The organism is Salipiger sp. H15, from assembly GCF_040409955.1.
Lineage (GTDB): Bacteria > Pseudomonadota > Alphaproteobacteria > Rhodobacterales > Rhodobacteraceae > Salipiger.
Genome location: NZ_CP123384.1, coordinates 1,291,787 through 1,312,420 on the forward strand (window position 1 = coordinate 1,291,787; position 20,634 = coordinate 1,312,420).

18 protein-coding genes are annotated in these 20,634 nt (G+C 68.9%); 8 read left to right on the forward strand and 10 right to left on the reverse strand.

The window, feature by feature from the left end; all coding sequences use genetic code 11:
* Positions 1-49 precede the first annotated feature (49 nt).
* Positions 50-601: a 2OG-Fe(II) oxygenase gene (locus PVT71_RS06245; RefSeq protein WP_353473639.1), complete on the reverse strand. Its 552-nt coding sequence runs from the start codon at positions 599-601 to the stop codon at positions 50-52.
* A gap of 269 nt (positions 602-870) precedes the next feature.
* Here PVT71_RS06245 and PVT71_RS06250 point away from each other — a divergent pair, with 269 nt between their 5' ends.
* Complete coding sequence (locus PVT71_RS06250) at positions 871-1,260, forward strand: metallopeptidase family protein (protein WP_353473640.1); 390 nt, start codon at positions 871-873, stop codon at positions 1,258-1,260.
* Between the two features lie 6 nt (positions 1,261-1,266).
* Here the strand turns inward: PVT71_RS06250 and PVT71_RS06255 are convergent, their stop codons facing one another.
* Positions 1,267-2,310 (reverse strand): glycosyltransferase family 4 protein, encoded by a 1,044-nt coding sequence (locus tag PVT71_RS06255; RefSeq protein WP_353473641.1) that lies wholly within the window; start codon positions 2,308-2,310, stop codon positions 1,267-1,269.
* Between the two features lie 5 nt (positions 2,311-2,315).
* Positions 2,316-3,974, reverse strand: a complete 1,659-nt coding sequence (locus tag PVT71_RS06260; protein WP_353473642.1) for an NAD+ synthase — start codon at positions 3,972-3,974, stop codon at positions 2,316-2,318.
* Between the two features lie 190 nt (positions 3,975-4,164).
* Here PVT71_RS06260 and PVT71_RS06265 point away from each other — a divergent pair, with 190 nt between their 5' ends.
* Both PVT71_RS06265 and PVT71_RS06270 read left to right on the forward strand, forming a co-directional pair.
* On the forward strand, positions 4,165-5,685 hold the full coding sequence (locus PVT71_RS06265; RefSeq protein ID WP_353473643.1) for a 2-isopropylmalate synthase: 1,521 nt from the start codon (positions 4,165-4,167) through the stop codon (positions 5,683-5,685).
* A gap of 56 nt (positions 5,686-5,741) precedes the next feature.
* Positions 5,742-5,957, forward strand: a complete 216-nt coding sequence (locus PVT71_RS06270; protein WP_353473644.1) for a DUF2945 domain-containing protein — start codon at positions 5,742-5,744, stop codon at positions 5,955-5,957.
* Between the two features lie 134 nt (positions 5,958-6,091).
* Here the strand turns inward: PVT71_RS06270 and PVT71_RS06275 are convergent, their stop codons facing one another.
* Both PVT71_RS06275 and PVT71_RS06280 read right to left on the reverse strand, forming a co-directional pair.
* Complete coding sequence (locus PVT71_RS06275; protein WP_353473645.1) at positions 6,092-6,904, reverse strand: GNAT family N-acetyltransferase; 813 nt, start codon at positions 6,902-6,904, stop codon at positions 6,092-6,094.
* An 11-nt stretch (positions 6,905-6,915) separates the two neighbouring features.
* Positions 6,916-7,563 (reverse strand): GntR family transcriptional regulator, encoded by a 648-nt coding sequence (locus PVT71_RS06280; RefSeq protein ID WP_353473844.1) that lies wholly within the window; start codon positions 7,561-7,563, stop codon positions 6,916-6,918.
* Between the two features lie 337 nt (positions 7,564-7,900).
* Between PVT71_RS06280 and PVT71_RS06285 the strand changes: the two genes are divergently transcribed.
* The 5 genes from PVT71_RS06285 to PVT71_RS06305 all read left to right on the forward strand — a co-directional run bounded on the left by PVT71_RS06285 (position 7,901) and on the right by PVT71_RS06305 (position 12,697).
* Positions 7,901-8,884 (forward strand): ABC transporter ATP-binding protein, encoded by a 984-nt coding sequence (locus tag PVT71_RS06285; protein ID WP_353473646.1) that lies wholly within the window; start codon positions 7,901-7,903, stop codon positions 8,882-8,884.
* Positions 8,885-8,977: 93 nt separating this feature from the next.
* Positions 8,978-10,243, forward strand: a complete 1,266-nt coding sequence (locus PVT71_RS06290; RefSeq protein WP_353473647.1) for an extracellular solute-binding protein — start codon at positions 8,978-8,980, stop codon at positions 10,241-10,243.
* Between the two features lie 106 nt (positions 10,244-10,349).
* A complete protein-coding gene (locus PVT71_RS06295) occupies positions 10,350-11,213 on the forward strand; it encodes an ABC transporter permease (protein ID WP_353473648.1) in 864 nt (287 codons plus the stop codon).
* 3 nt (positions 11,214-11,216) lie between these two features.
* The gene (locus PVT71_RS06300; protein ID WP_353473649.1) at positions 11,217-12,056 is read left to right on the forward strand and encodes an ABC transporter permease; all 840 of its coding nucleotides are present in this window, start codon (positions 11,217-11,219) and stop codon (positions 12,054-12,056) included.
* 2 nt (positions 12,057-12,058) lie between these two features.
* Entirely contained in the window at positions 12,059-12,697 is a 639-nt protein-coding gene (locus PVT71_RS06305) for an aspartate/glutamate racemase family protein (RefSeq protein WP_353473650.1), read from the forward strand.
* A 28-nt stretch (positions 12,698-12,725) separates the two neighbouring features.
* Here PVT71_RS06305 and cobA read toward each other — a convergent pair whose 3' ends face one another.
* The 5 genes from cobA to PVT71_RS06330 are packed head-to-tail and all read right to left on the reverse strand — an operon-like array spanning position 12,726 to position 20,631.
* The gene (gene cobA / locus PVT71_RS06310) at positions 12,726-13,529 is read right to left on the reverse strand and encodes a uroporphyrinogen-III C-methyltransferase (protein WP_353473652.1); all 804 of its coding nucleotides are present in this window, start codon (positions 13,527-13,529) and stop codon (positions 12,726-12,728) included.
* A 10-nt stretch (positions 13,530-13,539) separates the two neighbouring features.
* On the reverse strand, positions 13,540-16,179 hold the full coding sequence (locus PVT71_RS06315; protein WP_353473653.1) for a molybdopterin-dependent oxidoreductase: 2,640 nt from the start codon (positions 16,177-16,179) through the stop codon (positions 13,540-13,542).
* Positions 16,179-16,511, reverse strand: a complete 333-nt coding sequence (gene nirD / locus PVT71_RS06320) for a nitrite reductase small subunit NirD (RefSeq protein ID WP_353473654.1) — start codon at positions 16,509-16,511, stop codon at positions 16,179-16,181. The genes PVT71_RS06315 and nirD overlap by 1 nt, the downstream gene beginning before the upstream one ends.
* Positions 16,508-18,943 carry a nitrite reductase large subunit NirB gene (nirB, locus tag PVT71_RS06325; RefSeq protein WP_353473655.1) on the reverse strand — a complete coding sequence of 812 codons (2,436 nt, stop codon included), beginning with the start codon at positions 18,941-18,943 and terminating at the stop codon, positions 16,508-16,510. Before nirB ends, nirD begins: the two co-directional genes overlap by 4 nt.
* A gap of 5 nt (positions 18,944-18,948) precedes the next feature.
* Positions 18,949-20,631 carry an ABC transporter ATP-binding protein gene (locus PVT71_RS06330; protein WP_353473656.1) on the reverse strand — a complete coding sequence of 561 codons (1,683 nt, stop codon included), beginning with the start codon at positions 20,629-20,631 and terminating at the stop codon, positions 18,949-18,951.
* Between the last annotated feature and the right edge of the window lie 3 nt (positions 20,632-20,634).

Genomic DNA, 20,634 nt, shown 5'->3' on the forward strand with positions numbered 1-20,634 from the left:
GGCGGCGCGGTCCGGTGGGCCGCGCCGCCCTTGTCTTGGTCGCACAGGCTCAGCGGAAGGCCGGACCGTGCGCCCAGATGGTCAGCGAATGCCGCTCGCCGCCGGTGACCGGGGTGACCCGGTGCAGCATGTAGGAGGGGAAGAGCGTCGCCGTGCCGCGCGCCTTCTCGGCGGTGATCACGTGGTTGGACGGCATCACTTCCAGCGCGCCGCCGTCGTAGGCGGTGGGCTCCGACAGCTGCACCACCATGGTCAGCTTGCGCCGCGAGGCGAGCCGGCCCTCGCCGATGTCCGAATGCCAGTCGAAATGCCCCTCGCGCTCGGCGCCGTAGCGGGCGACCTGGGCGCTTTCGTCGAAGGCGTCGAGCGCGAAGTCATAGGCGCTGCGGTTGGCCTCACGCACGAGGTCGATGATCCGGTCCATCACCCAGCCGGTGCCCTCGACGTCATCGAGCCAGACGAGGTCCGCCCGGCGCAGGTCGTGCGCGCGCTGCTGCCCGACGAGCCGCGCATCCGAGGCCTCGGCATTGCGCGCGATCTCGACGAGGCGCGTGCATTCCGCCTCGGAAAAGGCTTCGGGGATGCTGTGGACGGTGATCATGGGCAATTCTCCTTGGGCGAAGCGCGCAGCTAAGGGCGGCGGCGGCGAAGTTCTGTGCCATTTGCGACGCAATGGCCCGAAAGCGACCTGTCTTCGCGTCATTTGCGGGGTCTGTGAGGGGACTCCGGCCACGCCGGTTTCGCAGGCTTCTACGCCACCGGGCGGGGCGGGGGATGGGACACGGCGTCGCGGGGACGGGCCGCCTCAATTCGCCCGCCGCGGCGTGCTGCCCCCTTTTCCGCCGCGCGGACGCAGGCCATATCTGGCGCATGAAAGATCCCGATCTCGCCGCCTTCGAGACCATGGCCCGCGCCGCGGTCGATGCCCTGCCTCCGCCCTTCCGCGCCGCCGCCGCCGAGGTGGTGCTGCGCGTCGAGGACTGGCCGCCGGACGCGATCCTCGACGAGATGGAGATCGACGACCCGCTCGAACTCACCGGGCTCTACGAGGGCATCCCGATGACCGAGAAGTCCTCGAGCTGGCCATCGCCCTATCCCGACACGGTCTGGCTGTTCCGCGAGCCGATCCTGCAGGAATGGCGCGAGCGCGACGACGTGACTCTCGAAGAGCTGGTCACCCACGTGACGGTGCACGAGTTCGCCCACCATTTCGGCTGGTCCGATGACGACATCGCCAGCATCGACCGCTGGTGGGAGTGACCGGGCTCAGCCCCTGACGCCGCTCTCGCGCATCAGGTCGCGCATCCGGGCGACGAAGCGCTCGGCCCCCAGCTCTCCCTGCGCGGTCTCCTTCGCGGCGCCGCCGAGGCGCTGGCGCAGGGCCAGGTCCTCGATCAGCCGGGTCAGCGCCTCCTCGACCGCGCCGGGGCGCTCGACATCGACATGCAGGCCGTTCTCGCCGTGCCGCACGTAGCCCGCCGAACCCGCGTCGGTCGAGATCACCGGAACGCAGCCATGGGCCATGGATTCCACCGGGGCGAAGCCGAGCGGCTCGCGCACCGAGGGCAGGATGCAGATGTCCGCCTGCGCGTAGAGCCCCGGCATCTCCATGAAGGGCACGTTGGCGCGCAGGTCGAGCCAGGGCTCGGCCGCCGCTTCCGCCTGCAGCGCGGCGATCTGCGCGGCGTGCTTCTGCGGATCGCCCGTGGTGCCGACGAGCATCAGCCGCACCTTGCCCGCACGGCCCGCCGCGCGCAGCGCCTCGATCACGAGGCCATGGTTCTTGCGCGGGTTGTAGAGCTTGGCGACGCAGAGCACGGTCACCGGCCCCTCGCCGCTGCGGGCCGGGGCCTCGGGCGCGGCGACCACCGGCCAGGGGATGTAGCGTGCGCCGCGGTCCGGCGGGACCGAGGTGTCGAGCCCCAGCACCGGCGTCACGCGGCGCAGCGGCAGGCCGTGGAAGCGGCGGGTCAGCTTGCGCTTCAGCGGCTCGCGCCAGTGGTAGGGGTTGAGGTCGTAGAACCACATCGGTGTGCCGCTGGCGCGGGCCAGCCGGGCAACGGCGCGGCGGTGCGGGGCGACGTTGCGCAGGATCACGAGGTCGGGCTTCAGCGCCTCCCAGGCGGCGCGCAGCTCGGCGGGCGCGACATCCTCGGGAAAGAGCTTCGGCGCGACGATGCTGTGATCCTCGGTCCTGCCGTGCCCGGCGCCCCAGACCGCCACGTCGACCCCGGCCTCGTTCAGCGCGCGCGTGGCTTCCCAGAGGTTCGTGTGGAACCGCTGCACGACGAAGAGGATCCGCGGCCGCATCGCGCTCACCCGTTGTCGCGCCAGCGGTTGGCGATCGGGTAGCGCCGGTCGAGCCAGAACGCCTTCTGCGAGAGCCGCGCGCCGGGGGCGGACTGGAAGCGCTTGTATTCCGAGATGTAGAGCAGGTGCTCGACCTTCTTGGCATCGGCCCGGTCGTAGCCCGCCGCGACGCAGTCGGCGATCGAGCCGTCGCGGTCGACGAGAATCTCGAGGATCGCGTCCAGCACCGGGTAGTCGGGCAGGCTGTCGCTGTCCTTCTGGTCGGGGCGCAGCTCTGCCGAGGGCGGCTTGGTGATGATCCGCTCGGGGATCACCTCGCCCGCGGGGCCCATCATCCACGGCCGCGCGTTCTCGTTGCGCCAGCGGCAGATGGCGAAGACCCGGGTCTTGTAGAGATCCTTGATCGGATTGTAGCCGCCCGCCATGTCGCCGTAGATCGTGGCATAGCCCACCGCCACCTCGGACTTGTTGCCGGTGGTCAGGAGCATCTCGCCGAACTTGTTGCTGAGCGCCATCAGCAGCAGCCCGCGCAGGCGCGACTGGATGTTCTCCTCGGTCAGGTCGGCCTTCCGCCCCTCGAAGAGCGGCGCCAGCGTGTTGGTGATGGCAGTGCGGCCCTCGGAGATCGGCACGAAATCGTAGTGGCAGCCGAGGTTCGTGGCGCAGGCCTTGGCGTCCTCGAGCGAATGCTCGGAGGTGTATTCCGACGGCAGCATCACGCAGCGCACGTTCCCGGCGCCGAGCGCATCGGTGGCGATGGTCGCGACCAGCGCCGAGTCGATGCCGCCCGACATGCCGAGCAGCACCTTGCCGAAGCCGGTCTTGCGGCAATAGTCGCGCAGGGCCAGCACCATGGCGTGGTAGTCCTGCTCCATGTCGCTCGGGTGCTGCACGAAGCGCCCGTCCTCGGCGCGCCAGCCCTCGGGGGTGCGGATAAGGTCGACCTGCGCGATCTCCTCCTCGAAGACGGGAAGCTGCAGCGCCGCCTCTCCGCCGGGGTTCAGCACGAAGGAGCCGCCGTCGAAGATCTGGTCGTCCTGCCCGCCCACCATGTTGAGGTAGACCAGCGGCAACCCGGTCTCGATCACGCGGGCCACCATCTTGTTGAGCCGGGTGTCGTGCTTGCCGCGGCGATAGGGCGAGCCGTTCGGCACCAGCAGGAACTCGGCGCCGGTCTCGGCATGGGTCTCGGCCACGTCCTCGTACCATGCGTCCTCGCAGATCGGCGAGCCGATGCGGACGTTGCCCACCGCGTAGGGACCGCCGATGTCGCCGCTGTCGAAGACCCGGACCTCGTCGAAGACCCCGTAGTTGGGCAGGTGGTGCTTGAAGACCTCGGTGACGATGCGTCCGCCGCGGCAGATCAGGTAGGCGTTGAAGAGCTCGGTGCCCTCGATCCACGGGCAGCCGATCCCGAGGGCGGGACCGTCGGCGCAGTCCTCGGCAAGTTTCCGCACCACCGCCATGCAGTCCAGCGTGAAGGCGTGCTTCATCGGCAGGTCCTGGGCGTTGTAGCCGGCGATGAACATCTCGGGCAGGGCGACGAGCTGCGCCCCGGCCTCGCGGCCCTCCTCCCAGGCGGCCTTGGCCTTGGCGGCATTGCCGGCAAGATCGCCCACCGTGGGGTTCAGCTGCGCGATGGTCAGGCGGAAACGGTCAGCCATGAGCCACATCCTTTTGGTCACATCCGCGTGCCCACATAGCAGAACCACGCCGGAGGGGAAGGAGGCGAGGGGAAAGAACGGGCAAAAGAGATTGTCAGCCAAGGGGGTGTTGGTTAGTTTCGCGACGGCAGAAGGGCCGAATATCGGCGCAGAACAACAGGCATCCGGCAGGGGCCGGCAGGGAAGGCGCATGAAGCTCTCAGGCAGAACCATCCTTACGGCGGCGGCGGTGGCGGCGCTCACCTATCCCGCGCTCGCGCAGGTCGCGGGGGGCGAGGTTCAGACCAAGCAATACGACGACGGCGGGGTCTACGAGGGCACCTTCCAGAACGGGTTGCAGCACGGCACCGGCACCTACCGCCTGCCGAACGGCTACGAGTACACCGGGCAATGGGTCGAGGGCGAGATCCGCGGCGAGGGCGTCGCGCGCTTCCCCAACGGCTCGGTCTACGAGGGGCAGTTCGCCAAGGGCAAGCCCGAGGGCGTCGGTCGCATCGTCTTTGCCGACGGCGGCACCTACGAGGGCTCCTGGCTCGACGGCAAGATCACCGGCAAGGGCGTCATGCAATACGCCAACGGCATGCGCTACGAGGGTGCCTTCCGCAACGCGTTGCACCACGGGCGCGGCGTGATGACCGGCCCCAACGGCTACCGCTACGAGGGCGACTGGGTCAACGGCGTGAAGCAGGGCAATGCCGAGATCGCCTATCCCGACGGCTCGGTCTTCGAGGGCCGGGTGGCCAACGGGCTGCGCGACGGCCAGGGCAAGCTCACCATGCCCGACGGGCTGGTCTACGAGGGCACCTGGCGCGAGGGCCAGATCGACGGCATCGGCAAGCTCACCCAGCCCAACGGCGACGTCTACGAGGGCGAACTGGTCGACGGCCGCCGCGAGGGCCAGGGCAAGGTCACCTATGCCAACGGCGACGTCTACGAGGGCGCCTTCGACAATGACCAGCGCCAGGGCATCGGCGCCTTCATCGGCGAGGACGGCTATCGCTACGAGGGCGACTGGGTCTCCGGCCAGATCGAGGGTCTGGGCAAGGTCACCTATCCCGACGGTTCGGTCTACGAGGGCGCCTTCCTCGGCGATCTCGCGAATGGCGCGGGCAAGATCACCTATCCCGACGGCTCGACCTACGAAGGCGCCTGGGTCGAAGGGGTGATCGAGGGCGAGGGCGTGGCGCGCTACGCCAACGGCCTCGTCTACGAGGGGACCTTCAGGAACGCCCGCAACGACGGCAAGGGCACCATGACCTACCCCGACGGCTACCGCTACGAGGGCGACTGGAAGGATGGCCAGCGCCATGGCGAGGGGGTCGCGACCTATCCCGACGGCACGGTCTACACCGGCGCCTTCCGCGACGGGCAGCGCCACGGCCAGGGCACGATCACCATGCCCGACGGCTTCCGCTACGAGGGTGCCTGGGCGAATGGCGAGATCGAGGGCGAGGGCGTCGCGACCTATGCCAACGGCGACGTCTACGAGGGCCATTTCAAGGACGGCAAGCGCCAGGGCGAGGGCACCATGCGCTATGCCACCGGCGAAGAGAGCACCGGCGACTGGGTGAACGGCGTGCTGACCACCGACACGCCGGTGCAGGAGAGCGAGAAGCCCGCCGGCGCCGAGGCTGGGACCCCGGACACCCCGGAGGCCGACGCGGTTCCCGCCGAGCCCGACGCCGCCACCGCCACCACGCCCGGCGAATAGGCGCGGAACATCCTGCCGCGCCACGGGTTTTCCTCCCAGCCAAGGGAGAAGACGCGATGAGCAGGTTTCAGGTCGGAGAGACGGTGCGATGGAACTGGGGCGACGGGGTCGCCACCGGCAGGATCACCGAGCGGTTCGACAGGAAGGTCTCGCGCCGCATCAAGGGGCACGAGATCACCCGCAACGGCTCGGCCGCCGCCCCGGCCTTCCTGATCGAGCAGGACGACGGCGGCCGGGTGCTGAAGCTGGAAAGCGAGCTCGAGAAGACCTGAGGCGCGCCGCACCTCCCTAACCGCGCCCGCCCTTCTTCTCTTTCCAAATACGCAAATCCCGCCCCCTCCACCCGCGCGGCGCCGCCGCTCAGGTGGCGGAGGGACACCCGCAAAGGCACCGCGTCAGCCGCAACTCAGCCCAGTTCCAGCGTCGCGACCGCGTGCAGCCCGGGGCCGGGCAGCGGCGCCGGGCCGCGGTACATGCGCGCGGTGTGGAACATCGGCTCCATCCCCATCTTGAGGCAATGTCCCGCGAGCGCCGCCGACTCCGCCGGCAGGTCGATCATCACCTGCGCGTCGCCGCTGTGCTGCGCCGCCGCCTCGAGCAGCGCCTTCGCAACGTCGAGGTCCGGCGCGCAGAGCGGGCCGATCTTCCAGCCGTCGCGGCAGCGACGGAGCGTCAGGAAGCCGTTCACCGCGCCGTTGACCCGGTGCACCAGCGTGAAGCGGGTCTGTTCGGGCTCGAGCCAGGCCGCGCAGAAGGCGGGCTTGGCATAGCCGCAGGCGCGGCGCTCCATCTCCATCAGCAGCGGGTGGTCCGCCGCCGCGGCCGAGGTCACCCCCTTGCCGTGCCCGGGGCGCAGCGGGCCGGCGAAGCGCTTGGTCTGCCCGGCCAGCACGAAGCCCGACTTGCGGTAATTCTCCTGCTGCGCCGGCACGCCGTCGAGCCCGACGGTCCGCTCGCCGGCATGTTTCAGCGCGTGCAACCACAGCGCGTGGGCGATGCCCTGCCCGCGGTAGGCCGGGGCGCAGAGGTAGAGCCCCAAGAAGGCGAGGCTCTCGGAATGGTTCACCACCGAGATCGCCGCCGCCATGTTCCCGCCGAGCTCGGCGCAGAAGAATCCGTTCGGATCGGTGGCGTGAAAGACCTCCAGATCCTCGAGCCCCGGGTTCCAGCCTTCCGCGGCTGCCCAGTCGAGCGCCCGGCCCAGGTCGGCCCGGGTCATGGTCCGCAGCATCATGGCCGCAGCGCGTCGCGCAGGGTCTGCGGCGGAGGCGGCGCCTCGCGCAGGTCGAGCGAAGACAGCAGGTCGAGCAGGTGGCCCTTCATCATCTCCTCCGCCGTGGCACCGTCGCCCCGCTCCAGGGCGTTCAGCAGCGCCTCGTGCGCATGAGTTTCGCACATTGCCTTGGGTCTGCGCCAGTAAAGAGCGATGACCAGCGAGGATCTCGCGATCAGCTGGGTGATGAACTCGGCGATGGTGGACTGGTCGGCGATGCGCGCGATCTCGATGTGGAACGCGCCCGAGAGCCGCAGCGCGGTGCCGTAGTCGCCCCGGTCGAGCGCCTCGTGCTCGGCCTTGTTGTGGGCGCGCAGCCGGGTCACGGCCTCGGGCGTCATGCGCTCGGCGGCCGAGCGGGCGGTGCGCGGCTCGAGCAGGGCGCGCGCCTCGAAGACCTCGCGCGCCTCGCGGATCGAGGGCTCGGCAACAAAGGCGCCGCGGTTCGGCTCGATGGTCACCAGCTGCTCGTGCGCCAGCATCTGCAGCGCCGAGCGCACGATGGTGCGGCCGACGCCGAAGATCTCGCCGACCTCGTCCTCGTTCAGCTTCAGCCCCGGTGCCAGCCGGTGCTCGTGCACGGCCAGCGTCAGCGCGTCGGCCACCGCCCGCGCTTTCGACCCCTTGCCGCGACCCGGCTCGGACGCCGGTTTTCCAGACCCTGTGCTCACGCCTGTCTCCCTTTCGCGTCACTGTTTCCGAGCGGGAGGCCGGGCACAAGCTGCGAAGGGATCGCATGGGATGATTGAATGGATCGTATACAATCTGATCTCAAAAAGCGCACATCGACGGGCGATATTGGTGAAAATTTGAGCGGGCCGCAGAATTTCTCCTGCCGTAGCGTCGGCCGCGCTTCGTTTTTCGCGGGCAGGGGGCACAGGATCGGGAAGCAAGAGGCATCCGCGCAACGCCGCGGGGCAGGGCCGGACCAGCGGGGAACACATGCGCCAAGGACTCGATCTCGAACTCGTCGGCCTGACCAAGCGCTACGGCGACACCGTTGCCGTCGACGGCATCAACCACCACTTCGGCTCGGGGGTCTACGCCTGCCTGCTCGGCCCGTCGGGCTGCGGCAAGTCCTCGACCCTGCGGATGATCGCCGGCCACGAATCGGTCAGCGACGGTTCGATCGTGCTCGGCGGGGCCGACATCTCGCACCTGCCGCCCGCCAAGCGCGGCACGGCGATGATGTTCCAGAGCTACGCGCTCTTCCCGCACCTCAGCGTCGCCGACAACGTCGCCTTCAGCCTCAAGATGAAGGGCGTCGACGCCGCCACCCGGCGCGCCAAGGCGATGGAGATGCTGGCGCTGGTCGACATGACCAAATACGCCGGGCGCCTGCCCTCGCAGCTCTCGGGCGGCCAGCAGCAGCGCGTGGCGCTGGCCCGCGCGCTGATCACCGAGCCGCAGATCCTGCTGCTCGACGAGCCGCTCTCGGCGCTCGATCCCTTCCTGCGCATCCGCATGCGCTCCGAGCTGAAGCGCCTGCAGCGCGAGCTCGGCATCACCTTCGTGCACGTCACCCACGGCCAGGACGAGGCGCTGGCGCTGGCCGACGAGATCGTGGTGATGAACAACGCGGTGATCGAGCAGGCCGGCAGCGCGCGCGACGTGTTCAACGCGCCGCAGACCGAGTTCGTCGCCCGCTTCATGGGCGGGCACAACGTGCTGGCGCTGCCGCAGGGCCGCTTCGCCATCCGCAACGACCTGACGCGGCTCGGCCCCGAGGCCGGCGCGCGGCTCGAGGGGCGGGTCACCTCGGTGGAATTCCAGGGCGCGCACGTCGCGGTGACCGTGGTCGCCGCGGGCGACCAGGACGTCACCGCCTGGGTGCCGGAAGAGCAGTTCTTCTCCGATCCGAAATCCCCGGGCGACGGGGTGGGGCTCAGCTGGGACGAGCGGGCGCTGCACCCGCTCTCGGCCTGACGGGAAGGCAGGAGCGGTCCTGCCGCTTCTTCTCTTTCCAAATACGCATCTGCAACGACCACAAACCACAAAACACAAGACAGGGAGACTACAATGACCAAACCGACCCTCAGCCGCCGGACGCTCCTCAAGGGCGCCGCCGCGGCCGGCGCCGCAAGCGCCTTCCCGGCACCGATGATCTGGGCGCAGAACATCAAGGACGTGACCCTGCGCCAGTTCGGCACCGGCGTGTCGAACCTCAACGAGGTGGCGCAGAAGGTGAAGGAAGACCTCGGCTTCACGCTCGAGATGACCGCGCTCGATTCCGACGCGGTGACCCAGCGCGCCGCCACCCAGCCCGGCAGCTTCGACATCGCCGACATCGAGTACTGGATCTGCAAGAAGGTCTGGCCGACCGGCAACCTGCAGGCGATGGATGTCAGCAAGATCAAGAACTACGACAAGATCGTCGGCATCTTCAAGGACGGCAAGCTGACCCCCGAGTCGACCATCGCGCAGGGCACCGCGCCGCACACCGTGGGCTTCACCGACGGCCCGGACGGCACCACCTTCGCCTCGGAACAGACCAACTGGATGACCCTCATCCCGACGATCTACAACGCCGACACGCTGGGCATCCGCCCCGACCTCATCGGCCGTCCGATCGAGACCTGGGCCGAGCTGCTGAACCCCGAGTTCAAAGGCAAGGCCTCGATCCTCGACATCTCGTCGATCGGCATCATGGACGCCGCGATGGTCTGCGAGTCGATGGGCGAGATCGCCTATGGCGACAAGGGCAACATGACCCGCGAAGAGATCGACAAGACCATGGCGATCTTCACCGAGGCCAAGAAGGCCGGCCAGTTCCGCTCGTTCTGGAAGACCTTCGACGAGAGCGTCAACCTGATGGCCTCGGGCGAGGTGGTGATCCAGTCGATGTGGTCGCCCGCGATCACCGCGGTGAAGTCGCGCGGCATCGACTGCGTCTACCAGCCGCTCAAGGAAGGCTACCGCTCGTGGGGCGGCGGCATCGGCCTGTCGAAGAACCTCTCGGGTCTCGAGCTCGACGCGGCCTACGAGTACATCAACTGGTACCTCGACGGCTGGGTCGGCGGCTTCCTGATGCGCCAGGGCTACTACTCGGCGGTCCCGGAAACCTCGAAGAACTTCATGACCGAGAACGAGTGGGGCTACTGGTTCGAGGGCAAGGAAGCCACCGACACCATCACCAACCCGTTCGGCGACGCCATGGCGAAGGCCGGCGAGAAGCGCGACGGCGGCTCCTTCCAGGAGCGCATGGGCTCCGTCGCCTGCTGGAACGCTGTCATGGACGAGAACCAGTACATGGTCCGCAAGTGGAACGAGTTCATCTCCGCCTGATCCGCGCCCGCTGGTCCTGACCAAGACCGCCGCGCCCCGGTTCTTCCCGGGGCGCGGCACGCTGCGGGCCCCGCCCGCACCGAACGACCCACCTTCCGGAGGCCCCATGCGCGCTGGCGAAACGAACCGACACCTGACCGGCTGGCTGCTGGCATCGCCCCTGACCCTCGTCCTGATCTTCTTCCTCGTCCTGCCCATCGCGATGATCGTCGTCGTCAGCTTCTGGCAGGCGACGGAATTCTCGATCGTCCCGGCCTTCAGCTGGGAGAACTACGAGTTCCTCTTCGGCTCTCCGGTGACCTACCGGGTGTTCGGCAACACGATGAAATACGCGCTGATCGTCTGGGCCTTCACCCTGGTGATCGGCTTCACCGTCGCCTATTTCCTCGCCTTCCACGTGCGCACCCAGACCTGGCAGATCGCGCTCTTCCTGCTCTGCACGATCCCGTTCTGGACCTCGAACATCATCCGGATGATCTCGTGGATCCCCTTCCTCGGGCGCAACGGGCTGGCCAACTCGGCGCTGATCTCGGCGGGCATCGTCGACGAGCCGGTGGACTGGCTGCTCTATTCCGATTTCTCGGTGATCCTCGCCTTCGTGCACCTCTACACGCTGTTCATGGTGGTGCCGATCTTCAACACCATGATGCGCATCGACAAGTCGCTGATCGAGGCGGCCTATGACGGCGGCGCCAGCGGCTTCCAGACGCTGACCAACGTGATCATCCCGCTCTGCAAGCCCGGCATCATGATCGGCACGATCTTCGTCGTCACATTGGTGATGGGCGACTTCGTTACGGTGCGATTCATGTCAGGCTCGCAATCGGCCAACGTCGGCCGCCTCATCCAGAACGATATCGCGCTGCTGCAATACCCCTCGGCCTCGGCCACGGCGGTGGTGCTGCTGATCACCGTGCTGATGGTCATCGGCATCCTTCTGCGCTTCGTCGACATCCGCAAGGAGCTCTGATCCATGGATTCCCGCCCCCGCTCCTTCTACGTGCTCGGTGCCTTCTTCGTGCTGTTCCTGCTGTTCCTCTACGGGCCGACCTTCACCATCGGCATCCTCAGCTTCCAGGGCCCGCAGGGCGGGCTCACCTTCCCGATGCGCGGCGCCTCGCTGCACTGGTTCCACGACCTCTTCGAGCAGCAGGCGGTGGGCGACATCTGGGGCAGCTTCCGCCGCAGCTTCGCGCTGGGGCTGATGGTGATGGTCACCACCGTCGTCGTCTCGGTGATGGGCGGGCTCGCCTTCCGCAAGCGCTTCGCCGGCAACGCGGTGCTGTTCTACCTGGTGATCACCGCGCTGGTGATCCCGTCGATCCTCGTCTCGCTGGGGGTGGGCCTCATCTTCAGCCAGGCCGGGCTGCCGATCCACTGGGCGACCTCGGGCTTCGGCGCGCAGCTGACCTGGACGCTGCCCTTCGGCCTGCTGATCATGTTCGCCGTGTTCAACCGCTTCGACAAGTCCTACGAGGAGGCGGCCCGCGATCAGGGCGCGAGCAACTGGCAGATCGTCCGGCACGTGATCCTGCCGATCATCGCGCCCTCGCTGATCGGCGTCGCGCTCTTCGGCTTCACCCTCAGCTACGACGAGTTCGCCCGGACGTTGCTGACCGCGGGTAGCTACAACACCCTGCCGCTCGAGATCTACGGCATGACCACCAACGTCACGACGCCGGTGATCTTTGCGCTCGGCACGCTGACCACCGCCTTCTCCTTCGGCATCATCGGGGTCTTCCTGCTCACCGTCTGGTCGATGAACCGGCGGCGGGCGAAGCAGGGCTCGGACGCCGGCAAGGGCATGGTCTGAGCATGGCCTACGTCATCATCAACCCCAACAGCACCGAGGCGATGACCGAGGCGATGCTCGCCGTGGCGCGCAGCGCGGCGCCGGGCATCGAGATCGAGGGCTGGACCAATGCCGGTGGCCCGCCCGCGATCCAGGGCCATGCCGACGGGCTGAAGGCGGCGCCGCCGCTGCTGGAACTGGTGGGCAGGGCCAATGCCGAGGGGATGCAGGGAATCATCATCGGCTGTTTCGACGACACCGCGCTCGAGGAGGCGCAGGCGCGCTCGAAGGTGCCGGTGATCGGCATCGGGCAGGCGGCCTATCACATGGCCGCCCTGCGCGGCTGGAGCTTTTCCGTTGTGACCACGCTCTCGATCTCGGTGCCGGTGCTCGAGGGCAATATCGTCGGCTACGGTTTCGAGCACCTGCTGGCCAGGGTGCGCGCCTCGGAGGTGCCGGTGCTGGCGCTCGAGGAGGACCCCGAGGCGGCGACCGAGGCGGTGGCCGCCGAGACCGCCCGCGCCATCGCCGGGGACGGGGTGGATTGCGTGATCCTCGGCTGCGCCGGCATGGCGAAGCTGACGGCGCACCTGCGCGGGCGGTTCAACAAGCCGATCCTCGACGGCGTGGAAAGCGCGGCAAAGCTGATCTCGGTGCTCTGAGCGAACGCCGCGGGTCCCGGCCCCCGGGTCAGGCGGAGACCGTCGCGGTCGCGCGCCTCGTCACCCCGCCTTCCGCCATCTTCGGCCAGCTCGCAATGATCGCCGCGCAGCCGGTCACCTCGTGGCGCGCCAGCAGCTCCGGCAGGTCCACCAGCCGCCCGGTGATGATCCGCTCGCCGGGTTTCGAGACCTCGACCGCGATGGTCAGCGGCGCATCCTCGGGCATCCCGGCCTCGAGCAGCGAGCGGGTGATCCGCCCGGACTGGCTCACCGCCATGTAGAGCGCCAGCGTGACGCCGGGCCTTGCATGGCGGGCACAGTCGGGCATCGGGTCCCCGGCGCGGGCATGGCCGGTGGCCAGAACCAGCGCCTCGGTCTCGCCGCGCGTCGTAAGCGGGATGCCGGCGCGGGCGGCGGCGGCCATGGCGGCGGTCACGCCCGGGACGATCTCGGTCTCGATGCCGTGCATGTGCGCGGCCTCCAGTTCCTCGGCGGCGCGGCCGAAGATGCCCGGGTCGCCGGACTTCAGCCGGACCACGTTGCGGCCCTGCAGCGCGGCGGCGACGATCACTGCGTTGATCTGTTCCTGCGGCCAAGCATGGGCGCCGACTTCCTTGCCGACGAAGACCAACTCGGCGCGCGGCCCGGCCAGCGCCAGCACCCCGGGATCGACCAGCCGGTCGTAGAAGATCACATCGGCCGACTGCAGCCGCGCCACCGCGCGCAGGGTCAGCAGGTCCGCCGCTCCCGGCCCGGCACCGACGAGGGCGATGGTCCCTTTCGCCGGCATCTCGTCCGGCGCGGCGATCGGAAAGCTGGGAAGAACGCTCATCTCGGGATCCTCATTCGGCGGCTTCGGGGGCGGGGGTCTTCACGCGGGCCAGAAGGGCGGCGAGCTCGGGGCGGCAGGAGCCGCAGTTGGTCCCGGCCTGCAGCGCCGCGCCGATGGCGTCGACGCTCATCAGCCCCTGCGTCTCGATCGCGCCGAGGATGGTGTTCACGCCCACGTTGAAGCAGGCGCAGACCACCGCGCCCGGATCGGGCTGGTCGGCGGGAGCGCGGCCGGTCAGCACGTGCGGCGCGGCCTCACCGGGCAGCGTCGCGACATGGCTGCGCATCACCGCCACCGGCTCGGGCGAGACGAAGAGCGCGGCGAGCAGCCGGCCCTCGGCATGGAAGGCGATGCGCACCGAGCCGCGGCGCGGGTCGCTGACCACCTGCGCCTCGGCGCGGGGCAGGCCGAAGAGCCGGCGCGCCGCGGCCTCCCAGTCGGCGGGGGCCTCGGCGCCGGCCATCTCCAGCCGCCAGCCGCTCTCGGTGCGGGCGACCGCCCAGTAGTCGCTCTCGGGGGCCATCTCGGTGCAGGAGACCGCGAAGCCGTACCACTTGGCCGCGAAGGGGGCGAGCGCGACCACCGCGCCCTTGCTCTCGGGCTGGCCCGAGATCGGGTCGGTGATCGGCGGCACGAGGGCATCCACCCGCGCCGCGGGCGCTGTCTCACCGGTCCAGTGCATCGGAGCGAAGACCTCGCCCTTCTGTACCTTGTCGGTGACCAGCGCCCGCAGCAGCGCCGTTCCGTGAGTGGAGGTGACCCGGACGAGGCTCGCAGGCGAAATGGCAAGCTCTGCCGCGTCCGAGGGGTGGATCTCGAGGAAGGGCTCGGCGAGGTGGGCAGAGAGCCGCGGCGAGCGCGCCGTGCGGGTCATCGTGTGCCACTGGTCTCGGATGCGCCCGGTGTTGAAGCGGAACGGGAAGCGCGGCGCGGTCCGGTTGGCGAAGTCCTTCCACTTCACCGGCACCATGCGGGCGCGGCCGCTCTCGGTGAAGAAGGCGCCGTCGCCGAAGAACCGCCCGCCCCTGCGAGCCCCGGCAAAGGGCCAGCGGAAGGGCTCGAGCGCGGCGTAGTCGACGTCGGCAAGATCCGCGTGGCCCGAGATGTCGAAATCCTTGCCGAAGCCGCCCGCGATGCCCGAGAGCGCGGCGTATTCGCGGAAGATCTCGGCGGGCGAGGCGTAGTCGAAGGCCTGCCGCCAGCCCATGCGCTTTCCCACTTCCGAGAGGATTTCCCAGTCCGGCATCGCCTCGCCCGGCGCGGGCAGCGCGGCGCGCTGGCGCGAAATTGTCCGGTCGGAATTGGTGACCGTGCCCTCCTTCTCGCCCCAGGCGGTGGCGGGCAGCAGCACGTGGGCAAGCCGCGCGGTGTCGGTGGCGGCGGTGATGTCGCTGACCACGACGAAGGGGCAGTCCTTGATCGCGTCGCGCACGCGGTCGGCATCGGGCATGGTCACGGCAGGGTTGGTGTGGATCACCCAGAGCGCCTTGATCCGGCCCTCGCCCACCGCCTGGAAGAGGTCCACCGCCTTCAGCCCGGGCTTGTCAGGGATGGTCGGCGACGACCAGAACTCGCGCACGGCGGAGCGGTGGGAAATATTCTCTATATCGAGATGGCAGGCGAGCATGTTGGCCAGCCCGCCGACCTCGCGCCCGCCCATGGCGTTGGGCTGGCCGGTGACCGAGAGCGGGCCCATGCCCGGCTGCCCGATGCGGCCGGTGGCGAGGTGGCAGTTGAGGATGGCATTGACCTTGTCGGTGCCGGAGGAGGACTGGTTGACCCCCTGGCTGAACACCGTGACCACCTTCTCGGTGCGCACGAAGAGATCGTAGAAGGCGCGCAGCTGCGCCCCGGAGAGCCCGGTGCGGGAGGGATCGTCGTCAGAGGCGGCCTCCAACGTTTCCACGAACCCCTCGACATGCGGCATGAAACCCTCGTCCACCGCGCCCTGAACGGCGATCTCGGTCAGGAGCCCGTTGAACAGCGCCACGTCGGTGCCCGGCTTCAGCGGCAGGTGCAGGTCGGCGATGTCGCAGGTGGCGGTGCGGCGCGGGTCGATGACGACGACCTTCATCTTCGGGCGCGCCTTCTTGGCCGCGACGACGCGCTGGTAGAGCACCGGGTGGCACCAGGCGAGGTTGCTGCCCACCAGCACCACGAGGTCGGCCTCGTCGAGGTCCTCGTAAGTGCCGGGCACGGTATCGGTGCCGAAGGCGCGCTTGTGGCCCGCCACGGTCGAGGCCATGCAGAGCCGAGAATTCGTGTCGATGTTGGCCGAGCCGATGAAACCCTTCATCAGCTTGTTGGCGACGTAATAGTCCTCGGTCAGCATCTGGCCGGAGACGTAGAAGGCGACGCTGTCCGGCCCGTGCTCGGCGATGGTCTCGCGGAAGCGCAGGGCAACGAGATCGAGCGCGGCGTCCCAACCCGTCTCGATTCCGTTGACACGCGGGGTCAGGAGCCGCCCCGCGAGGCCCAGCGTCTCGCCCAGCTGCGAGCCCTTGGAGCAGAGCCGCCCCTTGTTGGCCGGGTGCGCGGGATCGCCGCGCACGTCGAGCCCGCCCGCCCCGTCGGGGCGCAGCAGCACGCCGCAGCCGACCCCGCAATAGGCGCAGGTCGAGCGGATTTCAGGCAGGCCCGATCCGTCCATCACGCGGCACTCCTCTTTCCAACGGCATGGCCGTCGAGCAGGATGCGGCCCGCGTCGAGCCGCACCGGGTAGGTGGCGATGCGGCCCTCGTCGGCACCCTGCGCCTCGCCGGTATTGAGGTCGAACACCCAGTTGTGCAGCGGGCAGGTGACCTTCCCGCCGTGCACGATGCCCTCCGACAGCGGCCCGGCCTTGTGCGGGCAGGCGTTGGAGGCGGCGAAGACCTCGGCCTCGGCGGTGCGGAAGATCGCGACGCAGCCCACCGGCGTCTTCACCAGCCGCGCCCCGCGCAGGGGGATGTCGTCGATATGTCCGATGTCGATCCAGCTCATTCCGCGGCCTCCAGCGTGAGATCGGCGAGCGGATGGAAGCGGCGCGCCGCCTCCGGCTTGGCCCGCTCGGCCCAGGGGTCCTTTTGGTAAACGGACTGGAAGAGATCGAAGCGTTCGACCAAAGCCTGCCGCTCGGCGGCGTCGGCGAGGGTCTCCTTCACCCAGTCGAGCCCGACCTTGGCGACCCACTTGTAGGGCCGGTCGAGATATTTCGCGTGCTCGCGGTAGAGCTGGATGAAGGCGACGGTCCAGTCGATCGCCTCTTCCTCGGTCCGCACGTCGACCAGCCGCTCGGTTTCTTTCACGTCCATCCCGGCCGCGCCGGCGACGCCGATCTGGAACCCCGAGTCGACGCAGACGATGCCGACGTCCTTGCAGGTGGCCTCGGCGCAGTTGCGCGGGCAGCCCGAGACGCCGAGCTTGACCTTGTGCGGGGTCCACGAGCCCCAGAGCCGCCGCTCGAGCGCGATGCCGAGCCCGGTGCTGTCCTGCGTGCCAAAGCGGCACCATTCGCTGCCGACGCAGGTCTTCACCGTGCGCAGACCCTTGCTGTAGGCGTGGCCCGAGACCATGCCGGCCGCGTTCAGGTCGGCCCAGATCGCCGGCAGGTCTTCCTTGCGGACGCCCAGGAGGTCGATGCGCTGGCCGCCGGTGACCTTGACCGTGGCGCCGTAAGTCTCGGCCGCCCGGGCGATCGCCATCAGCTCCTGCGGGGTGGTCATGCCGCCCCACATGCGGGGCATCACGGAATAGGTGCCGTCCTTCTGGATGTTGGCGTGGTTGCGCTCGTTGACGAAGCGGCTCTGCGGGTCGTCCACGTAGTCGAGCGGCCAGTCGGCGAGCAGGTAGAAGTTCACCGCCGGGCGGCAGACATGGCAGCCGTTGCGGCTGGTCCAGCCGAGCTCCTGCCAGACGGCCTCCTGCGACTTCAGCTCCTGCGATTTGATCAGGCGGCGCAGGTCCTCGTGGCTGAGGTCGGTGCAGCCGCAGATCGGCTGCGCGGTCGGCAGCACGAAGGCATCACCCAGCGTCGCGCCGAGGATCTGCTCGACCAGTCCGGTGCAGGTGCCGCAGGAGGCGCTGGCCTTGGTCCTTGCCCGCACGGCGCCGAGATCCCCGGCACCGGCATTGATTGCGTCTTCGATCTGTCCCTTGCAGACGCCGTTGCAGCCACAGATCTCCGCGTCACGCGGTAAGGCTGCAACGGCCGCCATAGGGTCCGCGGCGGGCCCCCCCTGGTAGGCCGGGCCGAAGATCAGCGTCTCGCGCATCTCCCCGACGTCGGTGGCGTCCTTGATGAGGCCGTGGAACCACGCGCCGTCGCCGGTGTCGCCGTAGAGCACCGCGCCGATGAGGCGGTTGCCCTCGAGGATCAGCCGCTTGTAGACGCCGCGCGCCGGGTCGCGGAAGACGATGTCCTCGCGGCCCTCGCCCTCGGCGAAATCGCCCGCCGAGAAGAGATCGCAGCCGGTGACCTTGAGCTTGGTGGCGAGCTCCTTCTGCACGAAGGTGGCCTTTTGTCCGAGCAGGGTCTGCGCCAGCACCTTGGCCTGATCGTAGAGCGGTGCGACGAGGCCGAAGATCGCCCCGGCGTGTTCGACGCATTCGCCAAGCGCCAGCACGTCGGGGTCCGAGGTGACCATCTGGTCATTCACCACGATGCCGCGGTTCACCTCGAGTCCCGCCGCCTTGCCGAGCGCGGTGCTCGGGCGGATGCCGACCGCCATGACCAGCAGGTCGCAGGGCAGCTCGGTGCCGTCGTCCAGTTGCAGCGCGCGGACATGGCCCTTGCCGTCCGAGAGGATCTGCTTGGAGTTGGCCTTGCAGTGGACGCGGATGCCCTTCTGCGTCAGCGAGCGGCGCAGCAGGTAGCCCGCCGCCTCGTCGAGCTGGCGCTCCATGAGGTGGCCCATGATGTGCACCACGTCGACCTCGGTGCCGCGCGCGGCCATGCCGGCGGCGGCTTCGAGCCCCAGCAGACCGCCGCCGATGATCACCGCGCGCTTGCCCGCGCCGAGGGCCATCATCGCCTCGGTGTCCTCGAGGTCGCGGTAGGGGATCACCCCCTGCAGGTCGTGGCCGGGCAGGGGGATGATGAACGGGCTCGAGCCGGTGGCGATGACCAGCTTGTCGTAGGGCAGGGCGCCCTGCTCGCCGGTCACTATCCTCGCCGCGGTGTCGACCCTCAGTACCTTCTCGCCGAAGCGGCAGGTGACGCCGCGCGCCGCGTACCAGGCATCGTCATGGGTGACGATCTCGGCATAGGTCTTTTCGCCGGCCAGCACCGGCGAGAGCATCAGGCGGTTGTAGTTGCCGCGCGGCTCGGCGTTGAAGAGGGTGATGTCGTAGGCATCGGGGGCCGCGTCGATGAGGTGTTCCAGCATCCGGCCAGAGGCCATGCCCGCCCCGATCACGATGAGTTTCTGCGCCATGCCGGTCACTCCGCTGCCAGCGCCGCCGGGGCGGGTTTCGGTTTCGGACGTGCGCCGTGCTCGTATTCCTCGAGGAAGTCGAGCACCTCCTGCCGGTAGGCGTAGTAGTCGGGGTGCTCGAGCAGCGCCTTGCGGGTGCGCGGGCGCGGCAGGTTCACCTCGGTGATCTTGCCGATGGTGGCCTGCGGGCCGTTGGTCATCATCACCACGCGGTCGGCGAGCAGGATCGCCTCGTCGACGTCATGGGTGACGCAGATCGCGGTGACCTTGGTGCGGCTCCAGACCTCCATCAGCACCTCCTGCAGCTCCCAGCGGGTGAGGCTGTCGAGCATGCCGAAAGGCTCGTCGAGCAGCAGCAGCTTGGGCGAGAGGGCGAAGGCGCGGGCGATGCCGACGCGCTGCTTCATGCCGTTCGACATGTCGGCGGCGCCGCGGTCCATCGCATCGGCAAGCCCGACCCGCTCGAGGTAGTATTCGACCACGTCCTGCCGCTCGGCCTGCGACGCCTTGGGATAGACCTTGTCGACGCCGATGGCGCAGTTCTCGCGGGCGGTGAGCCAGGGGAAGAGGTTCGGCGACTGGAAGACCACGGCGCGCTCGGGATCGGCGCCCTCGACGTGGCGGCCGTCGAGCTTGATCGCGCCCTTGGAGATCGAGTTGAGCCCCGCCGCCATGGTCAGCACGGTGGACTTGCCGCAGCCCGAATGGCCGATCAGCGAGATGAACTCGCCGCGGTTGATCTTGAGGTTGAAGTCCTCGACCACGGTGAGCGGGCCCTTGGGGGTCGGGTAGATCTTGTGCAGTTGGCTGAAGTCGAGGAAGCGCTCGTCGATCAAGCCCTCCTGCGCCTGCTGCACGGCCAGCGGCACGGCGTGGATCGGGGTGACGTTCGGGAGCAGGCGCGAGCCCTCGACCTTGCCCTTGATCCCGACGTCCATGAGATAGCCGGTGACCTCGGCGCGCAGCTTCTTGAAGCCCTCGTGGTGGTTCATCTCGCTCCGCTCGCGCGGGCGGGGGATGCTCACGCGGAATTCCTTCCCCAGCGTGCCGTCGGGGTTCAGCGCGATGATCCGGTCGGCGAGGGTGATCGCCTCGTCGACGTCGTTGGTGATCAGCACGCAGGTCTTCTTGTCCTGCTCCCAGATGCCCTCGATCTCGTCGGCGAGGTTGGCGCGGGTCAGCGCGTCGAGCGCCGAGAGCGGCTCGTCGAGCAGCAGCATCTCGGGCGACATGGCGAGCGCGCGGGCGACGTTGACCCGCTGGCGCATGCCGCCCGAGAGCTCGGCGGGGCGGCGGTGGGTGGCGTGGCTCAGGCCGACCATCTTGATGTAATGGGCGGTCTTCTTCGCCTTCTCGGTCTTGGTCATCTCGGGGAAGACCGTGTCGAGCGCGAGGCGCACGTTGCCCTCGACCGTCAGCCACGGCATCAGCGAGTAGTTCTGGAAGATCACGCCGCGCTCGGGGCCGGGGCCCTCGATGTCGAAACCCTTGAAGGCGACACGGCCCCTGCTGGGTTTCTCGAGCCCGGCCATCAGGTTGATCAGCGTGGTCTTGCCGGTGCCGGAGAAGCCGAGGATCACGAGGAACTCGCCCTCCTCGACGCTCAGGTTGATGTCCTTCAGCACGTGGGTCGCGTGGGTGCCCTCGCCGAAGCTTTTCGAGACGTTCTGGAACTCAAGGATGGCCATGGC

Coding starts and splice junctions, on each gene's coding strand:
- PVT71_RS06245 (WP_353473639.1), bottom strand. CDS start 601: ATGATCACCGTCCACAGCATCCCCGAAGCCTTTTCCGAGGCGGAATGC.
- PVT71_RS06250 (WP_353473640.1), top strand. CDS start 871: ATGAAAGATCCCGATCTCGCCGCCTTCGAGACCATGGCCCGCGCCGCG.
- PVT71_RS06255 (WP_353473641.1), bottom strand. CDS start 2,310: ATGCGGCCGCGGATCCTCTTCGTCGTGCAGCGGTTCCACACGAACCTC.
- PVT71_RS06260 (WP_353473642.1), bottom strand. CDS start 3,974: ATGGCTGACCGTTTCCGCCTGACCATCGCGCAGCTGAACCCCACGGTG.
- PVT71_RS06265 (WP_353473643.1), top strand. CDS start 4,165: ATGAAGCTCTCAGGCAGAACCATCCTTACGGCGGCGGCGGTGGCGGCG.
- PVT71_RS06270 (WP_353473644.1), top strand. CDS start 5,742: ATGAGCAGGTTTCAGGTCGGAGAGACGGTGCGATGGAACTGGGGCGAC.
- PVT71_RS06275 (WP_353473645.1), bottom strand. CDS start 6,904: ATGACCCGGGCCGACCTGGGCCGGGCGCTCGACTGGGCAGCCGCGGAA.
- PVT71_RS06285 (WP_353473646.1), top strand. CDS start 7,901: ATGCGCCAAGGACTCGATCTCGAACTCGTCGGCCTGACCAAGCGCTAC.
- PVT71_RS06290 (WP_353473647.1), top strand. CDS start 8,978: ATGACCAAACCGACCCTCAGCCGCCGGACGCTCCTCAAGGGCGCCGCC.
- PVT71_RS06295 (WP_353473648.1), top strand. CDS start 10,350: ATGCGCGCTGGCGAAACGAACCGACACCTGACCGGCTGGCTGCTGGCA.
- PVT71_RS06300 (WP_353473649.1), top strand. CDS start 11,217: ATGGATTCCCGCCCCCGCTCCTTCTACGTGCTCGGTGCCTTCTTCGTG.
- PVT71_RS06305 (WP_353473650.1), top strand. CDS start 12,059: ATGGCCTACGTCATCATCAACCCCAACAGCACCGAGGCGATGACCGAG.
- cobA (WP_353473652.1), bottom strand. CDS start 13,529: ATGAGCGTTCTTCCCAGCTTTCCGATCGCCGCGCCGGACGAGATGCCG.
- PVT71_RS06315 (WP_353473653.1), bottom strand. CDS start 16,179: ATGGACGGATCGGGCCTGCCTGAAATCCGCTCGACCTGCGCCTATTGC.
- nirD (WP_353473654.1), bottom strand. CDS start 16,511: ATGAGCTGGATCGACATCGGACATATCGACGACATCCCCCTGCGCGGG.
- nirB (WP_353473655.1), bottom strand. CDS start 18,943: ATGGCGCAGAAACTCATCGTGATCGGGGCGGGCATGGCCTCTGGCCGG.
- PVT71_RS06330 (WP_353473656.1), bottom strand. CDS start 20,631: ATGGCCATCCTTGAGTTCCAGAACGTCTCGAAAAGCTTCGGCGAGGGC.